Annotated in this window: 17 protein-coding genes; 5 read left to right on the top strand and 12 right to left on the bottom strand. The window is 65.2% G+C overall.

Going from position 1 to position 17,750, the window contains the following annotated elements:
* Positions 1-26 precede the first annotated feature (26 nt).
* The 7 genes from EV687_RS08900 to EV687_RS08930 form a co-directional block, all read right to left on the bottom strand.
* On the bottom strand, positions 27-3,545 hold the full coding sequence (locus EV687_RS08900) for a pilus assembly protein (RefSeq protein WP_122231807.1): 3,519 nt from the start codon (positions 3,543-3,545) through the stop codon (positions 27-29).
* 18 nt (positions 3,546-3,563) lie between these two features.
* Positions 3,564-4,250 (bottom strand): pilus assembly protein PilX, encoded by a 687-nt coding sequence (locus tag EV687_RS08905; protein WP_242612553.1) that lies wholly within the window; start codon positions 4,248-4,250, stop codon positions 3,564-3,566.
* Positions 4,247-5,329 (bottom strand): PilW family protein, encoded by a 1,083-nt coding sequence (locus tag EV687_RS08910; RefSeq protein WP_122231808.1) that lies wholly within the window; start codon positions 5,327-5,329, stop codon positions 4,247-4,249. The genes EV687_RS08905 and EV687_RS08910 overlap by 4 nt, the downstream gene beginning before the upstream one ends.
* Positions 5,326-5,721 carry a type IV pilus modification PilV family protein gene (locus EV687_RS08915; protein WP_242612554.1) on the bottom strand — a complete coding sequence of 132 codons (396 nt, stop codon included), beginning with the start codon at positions 5,719-5,721 and terminating at the stop codon, positions 5,326-5,328. The genes EV687_RS08910 and EV687_RS08915 overlap by 4 nt, the downstream gene beginning before the upstream one ends.
* A gap of 87 nt (positions 5,722-5,808) precedes the next feature.
* Positions 5,809-6,486 carry a pilus assembly FimT family protein gene (locus tag EV687_RS08920; RefSeq protein WP_242612555.1) on the bottom strand — a complete coding sequence of 226 codons (678 nt, stop codon included), beginning with the start codon at positions 6,484-6,486 and terminating at the stop codon, positions 5,809-5,811.
* A gap of 15 nt (positions 6,487-6,501) precedes the next feature.
* Positions 6,502-6,948 (bottom strand): type IV pilin protein, encoded by a 447-nt coding sequence (locus tag EV687_RS19275; protein ID WP_170164191.1) that lies wholly within the window; start codon positions 6,946-6,948, stop codon positions 6,502-6,504.
* Between the two features lie 487 nt (positions 6,949-7,435).
* Positions 7,436-8,338 (bottom strand): LysR family transcriptional regulator, encoded by a 903-nt coding sequence (locus EV687_RS08930; protein ID WP_122231810.1) that lies wholly within the window; start codon positions 8,336-8,338, stop codon positions 7,436-7,438.
* Between the two features lie 142 nt (positions 8,339-8,480).
* Here EV687_RS08930 and EV687_RS08935 point away from each other — a divergent pair, with 142 nt between their 5' ends.
* Together EV687_RS08935 and dkgB are read left to right on the top strand one after the other, a co-directional pair.
* Positions 8,481-9,719 carry an MFS transporter gene (locus EV687_RS08935; protein WP_122231811.1) on the top strand — a complete coding sequence of 413 codons (1,239 nt, stop codon included), beginning with the start codon at positions 8,481-8,483 and terminating at the stop codon, positions 9,717-9,719.
* Positions 9,720-9,776: 57 nt separating this feature from the next.
* Entirely contained in the window at positions 9,777-10,601 is an 825-nt protein-coding gene (dkgB, locus tag EV687_RS08940) for a 2,5-didehydrogluconate reductase DkgB (protein WP_122231812.1), read from the top strand.
* A 71-nt stretch (positions 10,602-10,672) separates the two neighbouring features.
* Here dkgB and alr read toward each other — a convergent pair whose 3' ends face one another.
* Positions 10,673-11,800 carry an alanine racemase gene (alr, locus tag EV687_RS08945; RefSeq protein ID WP_122231813.1) on the bottom strand — a complete coding sequence of 376 codons (1,128 nt, stop codon included), beginning with the start codon at positions 11,798-11,800 and terminating at the stop codon, positions 10,673-10,675.
* 211 nt (positions 11,801-12,011) lie between these two features.
* On the opposite strand from alr, the gene lplT reads away from it, so the two are divergent.
* Both lplT and EV687_RS08955 read left to right on the top strand, forming a co-directional pair.
* The gene (gene lplT, locus EV687_RS08950) at positions 12,012-13,322 is read left to right on the top strand and encodes a lysophospholipid transporter LplT (protein ID WP_122231814.1); all 1,311 of its coding nucleotides are present in this window, start codon (positions 12,012-12,014) and stop codon (positions 13,320-13,322) included.
* 33 nt (positions 13,323-13,355) lie between these two features.
* On the top strand, positions 13,356-14,177 hold the full coding sequence (locus EV687_RS08955) for a nucleotidyltransferase family protein (protein WP_242612556.1): 822 nt from the start codon (positions 13,356-13,358) through the stop codon (positions 14,175-14,177).
* 34 nt (positions 14,178-14,211) lie between these two features.
* Here the strand turns inward: EV687_RS08955 and EV687_RS08960 are convergent, their stop codons facing one another.
* From EV687_RS08960 to EV687_RS08970, 3 genes are all read right to left on the bottom strand, one after another.
* The gene (locus tag EV687_RS08960) at positions 14,212-15,117 is read right to left on the bottom strand and encodes a formate dehydrogenase accessory sulfurtransferase FdhD (protein WP_122231816.1); all 906 of its coding nucleotides are present in this window, start codon (positions 15,115-15,117) and stop codon (positions 14,212-14,214) included.
* Between the two features lie 121 nt (positions 15,118-15,238).
* Entirely contained in the window at positions 15,239-15,532 is a 294-nt protein-coding gene (locus EV687_RS08965; protein ID WP_122231817.1) for a hypothetical protein, read from the bottom strand.
* Positions 15,533-15,716: 184 nt separating this feature from the next.
* Positions 15,717-16,268 (bottom strand): DUF2478 domain-containing protein, encoded by a 552-nt coding sequence (locus EV687_RS08970; RefSeq protein ID WP_162846679.1) that lies wholly within the window; start codon positions 16,266-16,268, stop codon positions 15,717-15,719.
* Between the two features lie 114 nt (positions 16,269-16,382).
* Here EV687_RS08970 and moaC point away from each other — a divergent pair, with 114 nt between their 5' ends.
* Positions 16,383-16,922 (top strand): cyclic pyranopterin monophosphate synthase MoaC, encoded by a 540-nt coding sequence (gene moaC / locus EV687_RS08975; RefSeq protein WP_122231819.1) that lies wholly within the window; start codon positions 16,383-16,385, stop codon positions 16,920-16,922.
* On the opposite strand, the gene EV687_RS08980 is transcribed toward moaC, so the two are convergent.
* Entirely contained in the window at positions 16,899-17,714 is an 816-nt protein-coding gene (locus EV687_RS08980; RefSeq protein ID WP_122231820.1) for a HesA/MoeB/ThiF family protein, read from the bottom strand. The genes moaC and EV687_RS08980 overlap by 24 nt on opposite strands.
* Between the last annotated feature and the right edge of the window lie 36 nt (positions 17,715-17,750).

The raw sequence follows: 17,750 nt of genomic DNA on the forward strand, positions 1-17,750 counted from the left end.
TTCAGCGCTATCTTTTGAACAGATTCTCAGTCAATCAGCTCGCGCCAGGATATGCGGCGAGCGCGCTGGATGGCAGCCGTCGCATCCGATTGCCCGGCATCTTCGACCGTGCTGCCGCCTGAGCTGTCCCTGACCAGAACCTTGATGCTGCCGTCGCTGGCAGTGACAACGGTAAGGCCGACGATCAACGAATCGGCGCTAAACTGCTCGGCCGTGACTGCACCGCTGCTGATGGTGAAGTAGTACAACCATGACGCGCCGCCGGATGAGCAGACGTCACCACTGGGGATGGCCGTAGAGACGATCAGGCGCGAGCCCGCCCACTCCGCCGCGACGAAAACGCGCTCGCCTGCCTGCGGGAAATCAAGCCACCAGCCAGCACCGCTGCTCCAGCTCACCGTTCCCACACTGGCGTTGCTGGCCGCGGTGCCATTGATGGTGATGTTCTGCTCGACGAAGTCGCCGCTGGTGCGCACCACGCCCCAGCCGGTGGCGGTCAACGGGTCACGAATGGCTGCAATCGACTGTACCTGATCGTCAGCGATGTCACTGGTACCGAGATAGCGTCCGGTGGTCACCACCACGACCGGCTGCGAGGATATTTCGCGCAGCTTTGGCTCGGTTGTGATGGGCTGACCGTTGCCACTGGCATCCTGCATCTGCGCCAACAGCAACGCGGACTGGTATGGCTGCACCAGATCGTCTACATCAAAGCGCCAGACGTTGCCCAGCATGTCGCCGCCATAAAAGCGCAACACGGTATTGTCGGCACTCGATGACACCCAGGCGTTGAGCTGGGCCAGCCCACTCGGGGTGTCGGGCGATCCTGCCGTGGTGGCGATGTTCCGCAGGATTTCGCCGCTCCTGGCCGAAACCACGTAGAGGTGCCCCTTGCCATCCCCGGACGTATTGTTGTAGCCTGAAGAGAAGGCCACCACCCAGGTGCCGTCGGCCAGTTTGGTGACGATCGGCACGCCGTAGCTCAGGCCGAGGTTGCTGTCGGTAAACTCCCACAGGAGCTTGGGCGACTCGGGAGAGGTGATATCCAGCGCGTAATAGGACTGGCCGCCGGCATTGAGACCGCCGACCAACATGGTGCGCCATTCACCATCCCAATACACATCGGCCTGCACGGTCTTGCCGTCGACATAATAGCGGTGCGGATAGCTGCTGTTGGTACCGTAGTTCTTGTCGGCAAGGTAATAGAGGTTGGGAATCACCGCAGTGGGCACATAGGCCCACTGTTCCTTGCCGGTATTGGCGTTGAAGGCATGGAGCATGCCATCGTTGGCGCCTGCGTAGACCATCGGCGTGCGGCTGGCCTGTGCGGTCTTGAAGGCGGTGTAACCGCTGTCCGTATAGCTGAACGGCGGTGCGCCCACATAGATGGGCTTGCTATTGATGATGTCCCCCAGCAGGCTGTCGCGCGTGCGGAACAGCGGGCTGGTGCTATTGCTGGCGACTTCGTAGCTGCGCTGGCCACGCAGGAAGTTGACCACATGCTCGCCATTGTTCAGCAAGGTCTTGTTGCTGCTGCTGAGCGAGCTGCATTGCGAAAGTTTCAAGCTGCTGCAAAGACTCGCGAAACTGCTGGCGTGACTGCCCTGAAGGTTGGCCCAGGTGAAGCTGGTGAGGTTACCGCCTTGATTGAACCAGATGGTGCGGCTCGAATAGCTGGTACTGGCCAATTGGGTGGCGGCGGACCAGATGGCATCGCCATCAACTTCAGCGGTGGTGCCATCGATGGGCCAGGCCACGACATCCCCGCTCCATACCAGGGTGGTGTAACTGGCCTCGTAGGCCACGTTGTCGCTGCCCGCAACCAGGTCCAGGGTGCTGGTCGACGCGCCGGAGGCAGAGCCAGTGGATTGCTGCACGGCCGAGACCACGCCCTGAATGGCATCGGTCAGGGCGCTGGCATTCATGGCCGAGTAATACTGGCCACGGCCATTGACGGCGGCATGCCAGAGGTCGTCGATATTGGTCGCGTTACCTCCTCCGTTGGAAGAGCCCAAGTTATATCCATACGGCACAGGCCAGCTTTTGGTGCCGTTGCTCAAATCCACATAGTCGCCCGACGTCTGGTTCAGGTAGTCCGCATCATAGGACAACGTTCCATTGACGCCCAAGCCAACGGTATAGGTGGTCATGTGCTGGTGAGTCGCCGTGTCGCGCCCCGACGTGGGCACAACATCGTCCAGATCGCTGCGCAAGTCGTTCTGATAATAGTAGAAGGCAACATCAGCGAGGGTGTTGGCGGTCTTGGTGGCATCCCGCAGCGGCAGACCCACATCCGAGCCCGAGTCCATATCGCCAACATAGGTGCTGCCATCCAGTTTCACGCCATAGTCGCCGTTCCAGTAGCCATCGGTAGTCAACAGCGCGAAGTTGCGCTGACATGCATACTCCATCGGATCGTAGGACTGCCCCGAAATCTTCTTGGCGAAATAGCGTCCTGCCCTGGACAAGGCCACCCGTGATGGCGTGGTTCCATACGTGGTGGTGCCATAGAGGCTGCTGTAGAAATTGCTCTTCCAGGCAGTATCGAAATCCTGTATGTCCCGGAACGTTGTGCCATTCGTAATGCCGGTGCGGCCAAGAGTCATGAAGCCGACCCGGTAGCTGTCGTCCAGTTCAGTGAAGGCCTGCCCAACGGCCGTGCGCATCAGTTGCAGCCGCGTGCGATAGTAGGAATACCAGTTAGCGTAATTGGTGGCCTCGGACGAACTGGAAGTGACTGTCACTTTCGTGAACACACTGCTGCTGGAACTCGCAGAGGTCATGCACTCCTTGTAGAAAGTGGTGCTGGTGTTCACCGATCCAGAACTGCCGTAGGTCCAGTCCATCGCCGTCTGACTGCCCGTATAGGTGTAGTAAGTCTGACCGCTGCCCTGGGTGGTCACCGTCCAGTTGCCGGTGCCACTCGAGGAAAAACCGCTGAGACTGACGACCAGGGTGTAGGTATTGCCCGATCTGGTCCAACTGGTCACTGTTCCACTGTAGGAAGTACCATTCCCACGCCTGACCGTCACCGTGCTGCCTGCCGTGAAAGTGGACGTGCTGACGCCACTGTTGAAGGTCAAAGTTGCGCTCGACCCGCTCGAAGACGAAAGGCTGCTGGCCGTGTAGGAAGATCCCGTGCCCTGAAGATTGACCGTGCTGCTCTGCGTATAACCGTCACTCCAAGCTGCGGTGAAACTGGCGTCGGGGTAGGAAGTTCCATCCGCATACAACGGCGCCGTGTAAGTGTAGGCGGGGTCATAGGCTACACCATTACATTGGGCTGAGTAGTAGCCGTAATAGCTGGATCCGCTCATGTTGTCCGGCATGTAGGCCCGGTTCATGCTGGTCGAGTCGTCCAGGATGAACATCAGGTTCGGCTTGGCCTTGACCTCGGTCATGCTGATCAGCGGCTCGTCGGCAATATCCGTCTCGGCGGCCTGTGCCGGCAGCCAGACCAGCGCAGACAACAGGGGTACAAGCGCGCGGATGGCAAGTTGTCGGCCTGGGATGGCGGCGCGCGCAAGGCAGGGCAGGAAATGCATGGATGTCGTCCTAGCGGCTCAGAAATGCACGATGGTCTCGGTGTAGCTGACGGTGTTGCGCGGCCCCTTGGTGCGCACCAGGATGCGGTAGTAAGGGCTGGAAGCGGTGCCCGCGCAGCCTGTTCCCTGGTTCTCGTAGTTGATGGCACCCTGGCAATCCCCTGTGCTCGCGGCGCTGGATGCGGCCGCACAGGTGGCCTCGCCGCTGCCATAGGAGCCGGATGCGTCACAAAGCCGGAAGACGATCCAGCCGGCCTCATTGCCGTTGATACTGACAGTGCTCGCACTGGGGGTGTAGGCGCAACTCGCGTAGGAGGAATAGCCGCTGCAATAATCACTGTCCCACTGAATGAGCCGACGGCTGCTGGCATCGTCCGCACGGGCGTAGCCGGTCGGATCAAGGTGCCCATCGGTGCTGGCGTAGTATCCGATGTCCGGCAGATCCGCATCGAGGCTGTCGGCGTCCGCGGCGAGCCGGGCATAGAGCACGCTGATGGCTTGCTGTGCGGCGCGATCGGCCGTAACGGTGGCGTCCTGCTTGAATGCCAGGTTGCCGGCCACCAACGCGCCGGTGTTGACCGAGCGGACCAGGGCCACACCGGCCAGTATCAGCGCCAGCAGTACCAGCAGCGCGAAGATCAGAGCCATGCCGCGCTGCTGTCCGCCGCACATGCCCTGACCTGGCGGCACGACAACGGGGGTCATCCGGCATTCCATAGCAGGTTCCTCATCGGAATCATGGTGTCGAGCAATTGATAGCGGTAGTGCTGCCAGTCATCCCCGACATGCTCGAGATCGAGGCTCAGGCACTGGCTTTCGGCATCGCCGTTGCAGGCATGGGCGCCGCTGACGGTAGCGCTGCCGAGAACCCACTCGGGTGCGTCCGTGGTGACGGCCTCCTTGTCGTAGTGCGGACTGCGAGCCACCAGCACCAGGCGCACGGCCAGCACATTGCCCCAGTCGGATACCGATGGCTGCGTGGCTTCGTAGGTGTCGATGGTGGCGTCACTGTTGGTGTCCTTGCCATACAGCGCCCGCATCAGCACGATTTCAGGATAGGCATCCACGGCGGAAGGCGCGGTCGTAGCCAGATCCGTCATTTGCAACACCGCGCGATCGGCATCGATGCTCCAGCGCCGATAGACGGGAATGGCCCCCAGGTCGGAAAGCACACTGCCATCCGCGAAAGCAGCCATACCAGAGGCGTGCCCAAGGCTGTACTGGCTACCGATGGTGGTGATACTGCCGAGTTGGAACACCTCGCAGGTGCTGCCATCAGTGACAAGCATCCAGTCGCTGGCACTGAGCCCGGCGGCCGTGGCGGTGATGAAGGCGGTGCCGCTGACCGCATGGTCCTCGGCCAGTTGGATCGGCATGGCGGCATCGCTGCTGCCGCTGGCGAGAACCGTCACCGCATCGGACGGGTGGTCACTGTCGCCCGGCGTGATCACAACAGGTGCCAACACAGTTCCGGACAGACCGACCTTGGCAGCGTCGCTGGAGTCTTCCGTCTGGCAACCCAGCCAGTCCCGCGGACCCAGACCATAACCGGCCTGGCGGATGTCGCGCTGCAACGCATCCAGCGCCAGCACGCCATTCACATGCGCGTTGGCACCGCTGGTGGGAATGCGTCGATACTGTTCCGACACCAGGAAAACCTGCGTGATGACCAGCACGGTCAACAGGCCGATGGCCATACCGACCAGCAGTTCCACCAGCGAGACACCATGGGCACCATTGACTGGCTGCGGCAGGCAGGAAGAAGAAGTTCGATACAAGCTCATTCCGTGTAGCTCTCGGCGATCGTGGTCGTGGTGACGTAGCGGTGCTGATCTCCGTTGGGCATGGTCCAGAAAACGGTGATCTCAACATCGCTGCCGTTGGCGCCCGAACCATCGTTCAGCGCGTTGATGTCGATGATGCACTGCCCCCCGGGCAGCCGTTCGGCGACCTTGTCGGTCCAGCGCATGCAGGCAGCGGCATTGCAGTCACCATCTGCATCGGCCTTCGCATAGTTCGAGAGATGGGCGATATCCGCCCACATCAGGCCGACCATTTCCTGCGCCAGGTATGCCGCATCGGAGCGCATCTGTGTTTGGGTCAATTCGCGCGTCATGCTGACCTGCAGTCCGACCAGGCCCAGGATTCCGATGACGAACAGGAGGATGGCGACCAATGATTCCAGCAACGCAAACCCGCCTTGGCGGCTGCACTGTGGCAATGACAAACGGTGAACATGTGGCATGACAGGCTGCTTGTACGGTCAGGACGGGCAACGGCGTGGGTCGGTGCCGGTACTGCTCAGCGCCGGGTCGCACAGATGGATCGCACCCGTGCCGGAAATCAACAGGCGCAGGCGGCGAAAGGTGTCGGTGGCGTCACCGCTGTTGCTGGCATCACTGGAGTCTCGAATGTCGATGCGGGCAATGGCACTTGCGACGCTGGAGCTGGCGATGCGACCATAGCCATCGAAGCGAAGGCTGCTGGCGGCGGAGCCGCCTGCATTAACGGCAGCCACCGATACGGAGGCAGCGCCCGCCACCTCTTTATCGACCACCATCGGCGCCTCGGTCGCGGATGGCTCGGAGGCGCATTGACCAGCAGGGTCGGAGACGCTCACTACCCAGGAGCCGCTGCTGGCCGAGAGTTGGCAGTCATCATCCATGGCACCCTGGGTATTACCCGCCGCAACCAACCAGAAACCGACTGGCTGGTTACGGCGCATGGCCTCATGGCGTGCGATCTGCAGGCCGTTTTGCAAGCTTTGCGCCGTATTGCGGATATTCTGGTTGCGCATCCAGTCGCGCATGTCTGGTGCCACGGCCAGCGCCAACAGCCCAACAATGGCCAATACCACCATCAGTTCCAGCAGCGTAAAACCAGCACCACGGCCGGGCATGCCGCCATTCACATCAGGGCCGAGGCTTCGTCTCCGTTGCATTTGAGGAGACTCCGTTCAGCAACTGGCCGAGCGCAGTAGCCAGCAAGAAGCAGTCACCACGTTGCCGGCGTACATCGTCGTTTTGCGCGTCCCGGACTCATTGACGCTGTAGTTGTAGCCAGACGTCAGGCCACCGGAACCACTGGCCGCGAGCGTATAACCTTGCGCATCAGAATCCAGAGTACATTGAAACGAGAAATAATTACTCTGTAACGATGAGGCAGAGAGGCGACACGTGCTCTCACCGTAGTTGCGATTGTCTTGATAAGACTGCTCCATCTTCAACTGATAGCTGGACATCTGGGAAAACGCATCCTGCAGTTGACCGCGCCGCACATAGGACTGGTAGGATGGCACCGCAATGGCCGCAAGAATGGCAATGATGGCCACCACGATCATGACTTCGATCAGCGTGAACCCACGGTTGACGGCCGTGCAACCCATCTTGGGCGATAGCATCATCGCGTTTTTTCTCCATCGTCGGCTAAAACAGCCATTCCCACAGGCATTCTGATTGGCGTGTCAGTGTCCATTCATGGCACGCACCAGTCAGCCTCGGCACGTCCAGCCGATTGGACCGCCCCGTCGATGAAAATGGCAATTAATTTATTGGATATTAATATCCAGAACCAATTAAAGCCAACACCAATATTTCATTTACAGATAATTTACGTAAACATCGATAATATTTACTGAAACATTACTTTATTGATTTACTTTAACCTATTATTCATCCATATCGATCCGGTTTTATTGTGTTGCCGCGCAACTCCACAAAGCCCAATGACGATTCGTTGACGAAAACCCAAATGCATGCTGTCTTATGCGCATGGAAAAAGAGAGGTAGCGCCTCCACCCTCGCCTCAAAAAGAACATCATCTGGCGTTTGGCCACACGACCTGGCACGCCATGACCGGACGGAGATGCCGGCAGCGGATGTGCGACCGAATCACATGCCCCAAGGCGCAGCACGGATGGCACCAGCCAGGTGGTCGACGAAGGAGGCGATGCGGGCCGAGACGGCGGTGTTGCGGTAGTACACGGCGTGGATGGGCTGCTGCATGACCAGTGTCTGCTGCGGCAGCACCTGCACCAGCCGGCCCTGGGCCAGATCCTGCCAGGTCATGAAGTCCGACAGGCAGGCGATGCCCGCGCCTGCCAGTGCCAGCTGGCGCAGCGTCTCGCCATTGGTGGAAACCATGCTGGGCACCACCTGCAGCGGCAGGCCGCCCGGACCTGGCAGCGGCCAGGTGTTGAGCGACTCGGGCTGGCTGAAGCCCAGCCGCTCGTGCGCGTCGAGCTGGCCGGGGCGCTCTGGCATGCCGTGCCGCGCCAGGTAGCTGGGGCTGGCCAGCACGCGCAGGCGGCTGCGGCCCAGCAGACGGCTGCGCAGCGTCGAGTCCTTGAGCGCGCCGATGCGGACCGCCACATCGGTGCGCTGCTCGAGCAGATCGATGAAGCCCTCGTTGCTGCTCAGCGCCAGTTCCACCAGCGGAAAGCGCGCACGATACGCCTGCACCAGCGGCGCGATGACGTGCAGCATGAACGGCGTGGCCGCATCGACGCGCAGCGGCCCCGAGGGCTGGCCGCGCCGCTGCGTCATGCGCGCCTCGGCCTGCTCGACGGCGGCGACGATGGCGCGCGCATCCTGCAGGAAGGTGCAGCCCTCGTCGCTCAGATCGAGGCGCCGCGTGGTGCGGCGCAGCAAGGTGGTCTGCAGCTTGCCCTCCAGGCGCGCCAGCAGCCGGCTGGTGGCCGAGACGGTCTGCCCCAGTTGCTGCGCGGCAGCGGTCAGCGAGCCGGTGTCGACCACCGCGAGAAAGGTCTGCAATTCGTCGAAGGTGACTTTCATTCTTGCGATTATTTCAAAAGTCTTTCCATGGAGAGGCGATTAATCCGCAAAAGTGAAAAGCGCATACTGGCGGCCTTGCAAGACGCCCTGGAACAGCCGGGGTGCGCTTCTCCCATCGTTCATCGCCCCTTTTCCACTCCAGATGCAACACGCTCCCTCCCATACCGAAGCGCCCCAGGCCACCCAGGCCGTGCCGGCCGGCGCTTCGGACCATCCGGGCCATGCCGGCCTGGCCCTGCTGGCGCTGGCCATCGGCGCCTTTGGCATCGGCACCACCGAATTCGGCCCGATGGGCTTTCTGCCGATCATCGCCACCGGTGTCGATGTCTCGATTCCAACGGCCGGCATGCTGGTCTCGGCCTACGCGTTCGGCGTGACGATCGGTGCGCCGCTGATGACGCTGCTGCTGGCACGCTGGCCGCGCCGCCAGGCCCTGATCGCGCTGATGGCCATCTTCACGCTGGGCAACATACTCTCGGCGCTGGCGCCGGGCTATACCTCGCTGCTGCTGGCACGGCTGGTCACCAGCCTGAACCATGGCGCCTTCTTCGGTTTGGGCTCGGTGGTGGCGGCCAGCCTGGTGCCGCGGGACAAACAAGCCAGCGCCGTGGCCACCATGTTCCTGGGCCTGACAGTCGCCAACATCGGCGGCGTGCCGGCCGCCACCTGGCTGGGCCAGACGATCGGCTGGCGCATGTCGTTCGCGGCCACCGCCGGGCTCGGCGTGCTGGCCATGCTGGCGCTGCGCCTGGCCCTGCCGCCAGGGGCGCGCGGCCGGGTGCCCAACGTGCGCGCCGAGCTGGCAGTGCTCACGCGCCGGACCGTGCTGCTGGCGCTGGCCACCACGGTGATGGGGGCCAGCGCCATGTTCACGCTCTACACCTACATCGCGCCCACGCTGGAGCAGCTCAGCGGCGCTTCGCCCTCGTTCATCACGGCCATGCTGGTGCTGGTGGGCGTGGGCTTCACGCTCGGCAACATGGCGGGCGGGCGGCTGGCCGACCGCTGGCCTAATGGCAGCCTGATCGGTTTCCTGACGCTGCTGGCGGTGGTGATGCTGGCCTATCCGTGGCTGGCGGCCAGCCGCACCGGCACGGCTGCCGCGCTGCTGGTCTGGGGCATGGCCGCCTTCGCGGTGGTGCCGCCGCTGCAGATGCGCGTGATGCGCGCCGCGGCCGAGGCACCGGGGCTGGCTTCCTCGGTGAACATCGGCGCCTTCAACCTGGGCAACGCGCTGGGCGCGGCCATTGGCAGCGCGGTGCTCAAGGCCGGCCTGGGCTACCAGGCCGTGCCGCTGGCCGGCGCGGTGGTGGCCCTGCTGGGCCTGGCACTGGCTGTGGGGCAGGCCCTGCAGCAGCGCCAGGATCAGAACGGGTTCTGACACCGCGCTGCACCAGCCTCTTCCATTCCCATTCGACAATCACAGGAGAACATCGACATGAGCACACGCATTCCCGCCTTCGGCCTGGGCACCTTCCGCCTCAAGGGCCAGGTCGTCATCGACTCGGTACGCAACGCGCTGGAGCTGGGCTACCGGGCCATCGACACGGCGCAGATCTACGGCAACGAGGCCGAGGTCGGCCAGGCCATTGCCGACTCGGGCGTGGCCCGCGAGGCGCTGTTCCTGACCACCAAGATCTGGACCGACAACTACAGCCGAGCAAAGCTGGTGTCCAGCCTGCGCGAGAGCCTGGAGAAGCTGCGCACCGACCATGTCGACCTGACTCTGATCCATTGGCCGGCACCGGCGCAGCCAGTGCCGCTGGCCGAATACATGGAGGCGCTGGCCGAGGCCAAGGCGCTGGGGTTGACGCGGCAGATCGGCATCTCCAACTTCAACATCGCGCTGACCCGCCAGGCCATCGGGGTGGTGGGCCAGGGCGAGATCGCCACCAACCAGATCGAACTCAGCCCTTATCTGCAAAACCGCAGGCTGGCCCGCTTCCTGCAGGACGAGGGAATCCAGGTCACCTCCTACATGACGCTGGCCTACGGCAAAGTGCTGCAGGACCCGGTACTGGCCGCGATTGCCGCGCGCCACCAGGCGACCACCGCACAGGTGGCGCTGGCCTGGGCGATGCAGCTGGGCTATGCGGTGATTCCCTCCTCGACCAGCCGCGAGCATCTGGCCAGCAATCTGCAGGCGCAACAGTTGCGCTTGAGCGATGCGGAAATGGCCGAGATCGCCACGCTGGAGCGCGGCGGCCGCGAGATCGACCCGCAGGGCCTGGCGCCCGAATGGGACGTGGACACGGCAGCCTGAACACCCGTCCGTCCGGCCAACCGCTCGGCCGGACGGACAGACCAGGCCAAGGGCCGTCAACGGGCCGCGGCTCAGTCCTGCAGCGGCTCGATCTCGAAGGGCACGCGCGGCGCCACCGCGCACATCAGCTCATAGCCGAGTGTCTGCGCATGCGCGGCGACCTCGTCGATGGGCAGCCACTGGCCGCCGTGCGTGGCGCTGGCGCGGCCCCACAGCACCACCTCGCTGCCAAAGCCGCTGGCGTGACCGGCGGCAATGGGCGCCGTCAGATCCACCGCCAGCATGTCCATGCTGACGCGCCCGAGCGTGCGCGTGCGCACGCCATCAACCAGCACCGGCGTGCCGGTATCGCAGATGCGCGGGTAGCCGTCGGCATAGCCGCAGGCGACGATGCCGATGCGCATCGGCACCTCGGCCGTGAAGCGCGAGCCATAGCCCACAGTGTCGCCCGGCTGCAGCTGTTGCGTGTCGATGATGCGGCTGCGCAGGCTCATGGCCGGCTGCAGTCCCCAGCGCTCGATGCTGCCGGCCGGGTAGTCGGGCGAGCTGCCATAGAGCGCGATGCCGGCGCGCACCCAATCCTGGCTGACGCCGGGCTGCGCGCCAAAACGCAGGATGGCGGCGCTGTTGCAGATGCTGCGCTCGCCGGGCAGGCCGTCGGTGGCCTCGCGGAACACCGCCAGCTGCCGTTCGATGCCGGGCTCGCCGTCGGCATCGCTGAAATGCATCATCAGCGAAATCTCCTCGACCTGCGGCAGTGCCGACAGGCGCGCCCAGGCGGTGCGGTAACGCGCCGGCGTGAAGCCCAGCCGGTTCATGCCGCCATTGAGCTTGAGGAACACGCGGTGCGGCGCATGCGTCTTGTGCGCGGCCAGCCAGTCGATCTGCTGGTCGCAGTGCACGGCATGCCAGATTCCCAGCCGCGAGCAGATCTCCAGGTCGCGCGGCTCGAACACGCCTTCGAGCAGCACGATGGGGCCACGCCAGCCGAGCGCACGCACGCGCTCGGCCTCCTGCAGATCCAGCAGTGCAAAGCCGTCGGCGCCGCGCAGCGGCTCGTAGACCCGTTCGATGCCATGGCCATAGGCATTGGCCTTGACGACCGCCCAGACCTTGACGTCCGGCACCTGCCGGCGCACCGCTTGCAGGTTGTGGCGCACGGCGCCCTGGTGAACGATGGCTTGGATGGGACGGGGCATGATGGCAGGTGGTCCGAAAGACTGGGCACGGGAACAGACGCTGCGGCCGGTGCAGCAACCGGTGCGGAAACAACGGCGTGGACGCGCTTGCAAACCGGCCGCGGGCGCCTGTTCAAAACCCGAAATGGCGACAGGCGATATTGTGCACCCGGTCATGGCCGCGTGATATAACCGAACGCTTTGCTCACCACAGCTCCCCCATCCAGCCTCGATGAAGCCCGGTTTCTCCACCATCATGTCCGCCCAGTTCTTCAGCTCGCTGGCGGACAATGCCTTGTTCGTGGTGGCCGTCGAGCTGCTGCGCCGCAGCGCCGCGCACGAATGGCAAAGTGCCGCGCTGGTGCCGATGTTCGCGCTCTTCTATGTGTTGCTGGCCCCTTTCGTGGGCGCCTTTGCCGATGCGCGCCCCAAGGGCGGCGTCATGTTCATGAGCAATACCATCAAGCTGGTCGGCTGCCTGCTGATGATGTATGGCTCGCACCCGCTGCTCTCCTACGCCATCGTGGGCCTGGGCGCGGCGGCCTACTCGCCGGCCAAGTACGGCATCCTCACCGAGCTCTTGCCGCCCTCGCTGCTGGTCAAGGCCAATGGCTGGATCGAGGGTCTGACCATCAGCTCGATCATCCTCGGCGTGGTGCTCGGCGGCCTGCTCGTCAGCGACAGCCTCTACCTGTGGCTGCTGGAGCTGGGCATCCCCGGCTTCACGCTGGCCTTCCACGATTCGGTGCAGGCAGCGCTGGGGGTGATCGTGCTGATCTACGCGCTGGCCGCCGGCATCAACATCTTCATCCCGCGCACCGCCGCCCGGCTGCGCCCCATGTGGAAGGGCAGCAACCTGGGCGTGGTCGGCAGCATGCAGGCGCTGATGCGCGACTTCCTGCACTCCAACAACCGGCTCTGGCAGGACAAGCTCGGCCAGATCTCGCTGGCCACCACCACGCTGTTCTGGGGCGCCTCGGGCAATCTGCGCTACATCGTGCTGGCCTGGAGCGCGCTGGTGCTGGGGCTGAACACCACGCAGTCGTCCTCGCTGCTGGGCGTGGTGGCCATCGGCACCGCTGTCGGCGCGGTGGTCTCGTCGGCCCGCGTCAAGCTCGAACACGCCACCAGCGTGCTGCCGGTGGCCACCGCCATGGGCCTGGTGGTGATTCTGATGCACTGGGTCGACAGCCTCTACCTGGCCATTCCCATCCTGGTGCTGGTGGGCGTGCTCGGCGGCTACATGGTGGTGCCGATGAATGCGCTGCTGCAACACCGGGGCCACTCGCTGATGGGTGCCGGCCGCTCCATTGCCGTGCAGAACTTCAACGAGCAGGCCTGCATCCTGCTGCTGGGCATCGTCTATGCCACCGCCACGAAGCTGGGCCTGTCGGCGCGTGCGGCCATGACCTCGTTCGGCGTGATGGTGCTGCTGCTGATGATGGGCATCGACCTCTGGCATCGCCGCAACCTGCGCCGCCATGGCGAGGCCATCTCCCATGACCTGGAGATGATCCGCCAGGACCACCATCGCCAGGATTGAGCGGCCCCGCACAGCCCTTCGCCCTCCCGCTCCATGTCCACACCGCTGCCTCCCCTGCATCCACCGGCTGCCGCGATGATCCTGGCCGCCGGCCGGGGCGAGCGCATGCGGCCGCTCACCGACCACACGCCCAAGCCGCTGCTGGCCGTGCAGGGCAAGCCGCTGATGCAATGGCACCTGGAGGCGCTGCAGGCCGCAGGCATCGCATCGGCCGTGATCAACACCGGCTGGCTGGGCCAGCAGGTGGCCGAGCGCTGGGGCGCAGGCTTCGGCACAGACTTCGGCGCAGCCCATCCCGATCACCCGGCATTGGCGCTGCACTACTCGCGCGAGGAACGCGATTTCGGCGGCGGCATCGAGACCGCCGGGGGCATTGCACGCGCGCTGCCACTGCTCGATGACAGCTTCTGGCTGGTGGCGGGCGATGTGTTCGTGCCGCAATGGCGCTTTGACGAGGCACTGCGCCGCCGCTTCGCCGCCGGCGAGGCGCTGGCACACCTGTGGCTGGTACCCAACCCGCCGCACCACCCGCGCGGCGACTTCGTGCTCGGCGCCGACGGACTGGCACGGCCGGCGCATGGGGCGTCAAGCCACGAAGAAGCGGCCAGGACCAGCCCGCCCAGCCTCACCTACAGCACCATTGCGCTGCTGCGCAAGGCCTTGTTCCAGCCACCCTGGTGCAGCATCCCGGCCGGCAATCCGGCCGGCGTCGCCGCGCCGCTCGGGCCGCTGCTCTTCAAGGCGGCAGCGGCCGGCCGCGTCAGCGCCAGCCTCTACACGGGCGACTGGACCGATGTCGGCACGCCCGAGCGCCTGCAAAGCCTCGATCTGCAGACTCCCAGCCACGGCCGCTGAACAGCAGGAGCGGCGCGACGCGGCGCAAACCCGCTCAGCGCGTGTATCGCAGCGCGCGCGGCTCGCGCGCCAGGCCCCACAGCTGCAGACCGGCCGTCTCGGCAACCTGGATGGCCAGCGAGGTGGGCGCCGAGATGGTGGCGAGCAGAGGTACCGAAAGACGGGCGCATTTGCGCACCAGTTCGTAGCTGGCGCGGCTGGACATGACCACGAAGCCCCGCTGCGGCCAGGGCTGGCCGCCTTGACCAACATCGCCGGCCATGACGCGGGCGCCGAGCAGCTTGTCGAGCGCATTGTGACGGCCCACGTCTTCGTACACGGCCACCAGCTCACCGTCGATGCCGGCATAGGCAGCGGCATGGACGGCACCGGTCGCGCGGTTAAGCACCTGCCACGCCGGCATGGCCGCCAATGCCTTGAAGATGGTCTGCGGCGTGATCTGTGCCAGCCACGGCGGTGGCGTGCGCGGCTCGGGCACCAGGTCGAGGGCCTGCAGGCTGTCAATGCCGCAGACGCCACACCCGGTGCGCCCGGCCAGGCTGCGGCGGCGCTCCTTGAGCCGCATGAAGGCGCTGCTGGCGATCTCCAGCCGCACCTCGACGGCAGGCACCTCCACCTGCTCAAGCATCGCCTGTGGCCCTTGCGGCGCATCGCCGCAGGCATCGACACTGGCCACCTCGATGCCATAGCAATCGGCGGGGCGCTCGATGATGCCTTCACTGAGCGCAAAGCCCAGCGCCAGCTCGGGCAGGTCCTGCGGGGTGCACATCAACACCACATGCGAAATGCCGTTGAACACCAGGGCCACCGGCACCTCGGCAACGACCTGATCATCCGTCCAGGGCGCGACCTCGTCGCGAACATGGCGCTGTACCGGCACCGTCACCAGCGGGGGCGGCAGCGCCGCGGCATCTTCCTCGGTCAAGACGGCATTCTCCATGCAGGGTCGGCAAAGTGGTTGATCGAAGGGCGATTGTCGCACTGCCCTCCCGATCTGCGCTGCCGGTCTGCCATGTGCCCCGGCACGGCGTCGGCATACGCGGAGCCTGCCCAGGCAGGGCTCACGAACCGCTTTCCGCGGTCCCGGTGTTGGCCGGGGCGCCCTCGCCATCGCCCGATCCCGGCGCCGGCGCTTCCGCAGGCGGGGCATTCTGCAAGTCGTCCGGCGCGCTCGGGTGGGTGGTGCCGTCTTCGCCGGACTGCTCCGGTGCTGGTGCTGGTGCGGGGACGGTCTTGGGAGCTGCCGGTGGCTCCGGCGCCACGCTGCTGGAATTGCTGCCGTCGCAGCCAGCCACAGTCAGCAATGCAGCGGCGGATGCCGCCGCCAGCGAGCGGGAAAGCGTGAAAAATGCCATGGAAAGACCTCCTGTGCGACGGCGCCGGCCGGGCTGGCGTCCGTGCGGTTGTTGAAACCGAAGCTTGATCTGTTCACGGCCAGGCGCGGAATCGCTGCCGGGCGGCCCGCGAAAAGACCGTCGGGAGGTTTTAACTGCCTCGGCCGGTTTTGGCCACCTTGCCGGCGCGATTGCCGGCATTGGCCTACACCGATGCGCCTGTCTGGCGCGCCGCCAGCTGCGCCAGCCACCACCGCTGCAGGGCCGGCACCTCGGGCGGCAGGGTCTGCCCCAGTTCGGCGGCAAACTGCTGCCACTCGCCCAGGAAACGCCGGTCCAGCGCGGTCAGCAGCGGCACGCCCGCCTCGACCACGGCGGCCATTTCCTGGCGCAGTCCCCCGCCTTCCACCTCCAGCTTGCCGAAACGGTTGGCGACGACCAGATCCGGCCGTTCAACCAGCGCGCGCCGCAGCACCGCGCTGGCCTCGGCCACGCCGGCCGCGTCCAGGCAACAGGATGCCGAACCCTTGCCGAGCGACTGGGAAATCAGGTAGCGCCGGCCCTGCTCGATGTCCACCAGCTCCATGTGGCGCTGGCACTGACCGCCCGATACCGGATCGGGCAGTTCCACCTCCGAGACCTGCAGCAACCCGCGCACGCGCCAGCCCTGCCGGCGCGCCCATGCGACGAAGTCGTGCAGCACGGGCTCTGCAATGCCATGCCCGTCATGCAATACGGCAGCCAGGGATGCTGTCATGGAACGCCTTTCTGGAGTCGGTTCTGCCCGGAATGTTACGGCGAAAAACGCTCGTCGGCGCAAAGCGGCATCTGCTACAGTCGGTCGGCCCGCAGCCCTCCCGCACCCACGCGCATGACTTCCCAGGATCCCCCCAAGACCGCTCCGGCCACCCAGCCGCTTTCCCATTTCGATGCCCAGGGCCAGGCCTGGATGGTGGATGTGGGGCACAAGAGTGCCACCCACCGAAAGGCCGTGGCCGAAGGCAGCATCCAGCTCTCGGCCGCCACCTTCGCCGCGCTGAAGAATCCGCAGGATGCCAGCCCCAAGGGCGACGTGCTGGGCGTGGCGCGCATTGCCGCCATCCAGGGCGCCAAGCAGACCGCCGCCCTCATTCCGCTGTGCCATCCGCTGCCCCTGACACACCTGAGCGTCGCCTTTGCGCTGGACGAGGTACAGCAGCGCGTGCGCATCGAGGTGACGGCCGAGACCGTCGGCAAAACCGGGGTGGAAATGGAAGCGCTGACCGGCGCCTCGGTGGGCCTGCTGACGATCTACGACATGCTCAAGGCCATCGACAAAGGCATGGTGATCGAGCGCATTGCCCTGGTGAGCAAGCAAGGCGGCAAAAGCGGCGCCTGGGCGCGGGACTCAGGCCCCTCGGACCCCGCCTGAAGCCTGCGGAGCCGCTTGCGCCGGCAGGGGCGACGCGCCAGCGGCCTCCCGCGCGCCGCACACCGGGCAGCCCGGCTGTCTGGTCAAGCCCAAGCTCTGCGTACCGGTCTCCAGCGCATTGAACAGCACCAGCTGCCCGCAGGCCACGGTGCCGATGCCCAGCAGCAACTTGAGCGCTTCGGCGGCCTGCGCGGTGCCCACCATGCCCACCAGCGGCGCGAACACGCCAAAGGTGGCGCAGGCGCCATCGTCGGCCAAGCCCTCGCCGAACAGGCAGGCGTAGCATGGCGAATCGACACGACGCGGCTCGAATACGCTCAGTTGCCCTTCGAAGCGCGTGGCCGCCCCCATCACCAGCGGCGTGCCGGTGGCCACACTGGCGCGGTTGATGGCATGGCGCGTGGCGAAGTTGTCGCTGCAGTCGAGCACCACGTCGCAATTGGCCAGCAGCTCGCGCAGCCGGGTCTCGTCCAGCCGCTCGACCAGCGCGCGCAGCTGGATGTCCGGGTTCTGCCCGGCCAGGCGGCGCGCCAGCACCTCAGCCTTGGGGTGGCCGAGATCCTGCGGTCCAAAGAGAATCTGCCGCTGCAGGTTGGAGGCCTCCACCACATCATCGTCGGCCAGCCAGAGCCGCCCGACGCCACTGGCGGCCAGATAGGCCGCCGCGGCATGGCCGAGGCCGCCGCAGCCCACCACCAGCACCGTGCTGGCCAGCAGGCGTTCCTGCCCGTCGATGTCGATGCCATCGAGCAGGATGTGGCGCGCGTAGCGCAGCAGTTGCTTGTCGTCCATGATTGCCCCCGTGCGTCGATGCGTCCGGCTCGCCCG

This window comes from Corticibacter populi (genome assembly GCF_004217315.1).
Lineage (GTDB): Bacteria > Pseudomonadota > Gammaproteobacteria > Burkholderiales > Burkholderiaceae_C > Lampropedia > Lampropedia populi.

What these genes read in the sequence shown, in the direction of transcription:
- dkgB (WP_122231812.1), top strand. Translation starts at nt 9,777, where the DNA reads ATGAGCACACGCATTCCCGCCTTCGGCCTGGGCACCTTCCGCCTCAAG.
- alr (WP_122231813.1), bottom strand. Translation starts at nt 11,800, where the DNA reads ATGCCCCGTCCCATCCAAGCCATCGTTCACCAGGGCGCCGTGCGCCAC.
- EV687_RS08930 (WP_122231810.1), bottom strand. Translation starts at nt 8,338, where the DNA reads ATGAAAGTCACCTTCGACGAATTGCAGACCTTTCTCGCGGTGGTCGAC.
- lplT (WP_122231814.1), top strand. Translation starts at nt 12,012, where the DNA reads ATGAAGCCCGGTTTCTCCACCATCATGTCCGCCCAGTTCTTCAGCTCG.
- EV687_RS08910 (WP_122231808.1), bottom strand. Translation starts at nt 5,329, where the DNA reads ATGAGCTTGTATCGAACTTCTTCTTCCTGCCTGCCGCAGCCAGTCAAT.
- moaC (WP_122231819.1), top strand. Translation starts at nt 16,383, where the DNA reads ATGACTTCCCAGGATCCCCCCAAGACCGCTCCGGCCACCCAGCCGCTT.
- EV687_RS08920 (WP_242612555.1), bottom strand. Translation starts at nt 6,486, where the DNA reads ATGCAACGGAGACGAAGCCTCGGCCCTGATGTGAATGGCGGCATGCCC.
- EV687_RS19275 (WP_170164191.1), bottom strand. Translation starts at nt 6,948, where the DNA reads ATGATGCTATCGCCCAAGATGGGTTGCACGGCCGTCAACCGTGGGTTC.
- EV687_RS08955 (WP_242612556.1), top strand. Translation starts at nt 13,356, where the DNA reads ATGTCCACACCGCTGCCTCCCCTGCATCCACCGGCTGCCGCGATGATC.
- EV687_RS08935 (WP_122231811.1), top strand. Translation starts at nt 8,481, where the DNA reads ATGCAACACGCTCCCTCCCATACCGAAGCGCCCCAGGCCACCCAGGCC.
- EV687_RS08980 (WP_122231820.1), bottom strand. Translation starts at nt 17,714, where the DNA reads ATGGACGACAAGCAACTGCTGCGCTACGCGCGCCACATCCTGCTCGAT.
- EV687_RS08960 (WP_122231816.1), bottom strand. Translation starts at nt 15,117, where the DNA reads ATGGAGAATGCCGTCTTGACCGAGGAAGATGCCGCGGCGCTGCCGCCC.
- EV687_RS08965 (WP_122231817.1), bottom strand. Translation starts at nt 15,532, where the DNA reads ATGGCATTTTTCACGCTTTCCCGCTCGCTGGCGGCGGCATCCGCCGCT.
- EV687_RS08900 (WP_122231807.1), bottom strand. Translation starts at nt 3,545, where the DNA reads ATGCATTTCCTGCCCTGCCTTGCGCGCGCCGCCATCCCAGGCCGACAA.
- EV687_RS08970 (WP_162846679.1), bottom strand. Translation starts at nt 16,268, where the DNA reads ATGACAGCATCCCTGGCTGCCGTATTGCATGACGGGCATGGCATTGCA.
- EV687_RS08905 (WP_242612553.1), bottom strand. Translation starts at nt 4,250, where the DNA reads ATGACCCCCGTTGTCGTGCCGCCAGGTCAGGGCATGTGCGGCGGACAG.